Genomic DNA, 1,451 nt, shown 5'->3' on the forward strand with positions numbered 1-1,451 from the left:
CGGATCTCCTCCACGTGCGCGGAATGCGACGCGTAGTCGACCTCGATCACACGCGCCCGCACCCCCTCACCCATCAGCCCGTCGACCAGTGCCGTCACCGCGTCCGCGTCACCCGACACCACCGTCGACGACGGACCGTTCACCGCCGCCACCGACAACCGCCCCGCCCACGGGGCGACCCGCTCCCGCACCACACCCACCGGCAGAGGCACCGACGCCATGCCACCACGGCCCGCCAACACCCCCACCGCACGGGAACGCAAAGCGACCACCCGAGCCCCGTCCTCCAGACTCAAACCGCCCCCCACACAAGCCGCAGCGACCTCGCCCTGGGAGTGGCCCACCACAGCGTCCGGAACGACACCGAACGAACGCCACACCTCCGCCAGCGACACCATCACGGCCCACAACACCGGCTGCACCACATCGACCCGCGCCAGCAGAGCCTCCGAACCCAACACCTCCGCCAACGACCAGTCCACATAAGGCGCCAGAGCCCGCCCGCACTCCGCCATCCGCCCCGCGAACACCTCCGACTCACCCAACAGCCCCGCAGCCATCCCCACCCACTGCGAACCCTGACCCGGGAACACCAACACCACACGACCGGAAACCAACCCGCCGCCGGGCACCGACCCCGGTGCCAAACGCCCCTCCGCCAGCGCCTTCAACCCACCGAGCAACTCGCTCCGGTCCCCGCCCACCACCACCGCACGGTGCTCGAAGGACGCACGCCCCACCGCCAGCGAATAACCCACGTCCGCCATATCAAGCCCGGGCTCCGCCACCACCCGTGCCACCAACGCCCCCGCCTGCGCCCGCAGAGCCTCCGCACTGCGCGCCGACACCGGCCACACCACCGTCCCAGGACGCCGGGCACCCTCCACCGCCCCGGCCGGATCCTCAGCCGGCGCAGACTCCAGGATCACGTGAGCGTTGGTCCCGCTGATGCCGAAGGAGGACACCCCCGCCCGGCGCGGACGGCCCGTGTCGTCCCACGCACGGGCCTCCGTCAGCAACCGGCCGGCCCCCGCGGACCAGTCCACCTCGGGCGTCGGACCGTCCACGTGCAGCGTCTTCGGCATCACCCCGTGCCGCATCGCCAGCACCGACTTGATGACGCCGCCCACACCCGCCGCGGCCTGGGAATGGCCGATGTTGGACTTCAGCGAGCCGATCCACACCGGCCGGTCCGCGGGCCGGTCCTGCCCGTACGTCGCCAGCAGCGCCTGCGCCTCGATCGGGTCACCCAACCGCGTCCCCGTACCGTGCGCCTCCACCACGTCCACCTCGGACGCCCTCAGCCCCGCATCCGCCAACGCCGCACGGATCACCCGCTGCTGCGACGGACCGTTCGGCGCCGTCAGACCATTGCTCGCACCATCCTGATTCACCGCCGAACCACGGATCACCGCCAGCACCGGATGCCCGTTGCGCCGCGCATCCGACAA

General features: G+C 71.7%; 1 protein-coding gene. It reads right to left on the reverse strand.

What is annotated here, in order from left to right:
* The coding region (locus tag ACIBEC_RS47800; protein WP_396290930.1) for an acyltransferase domain-containing protein at positions 1 to 1,451 on the reverse strand (1,451 nt) is incomplete at both ends.

Source organism: Kitasatospora sp. NPDC051164, assembly GCF_044455625.1.
Classification (GTDB): domain Bacteria; phylum Actinomycetota; class Actinomycetes; order Streptomycetales; family Streptomycetaceae; genus Kitasatospora.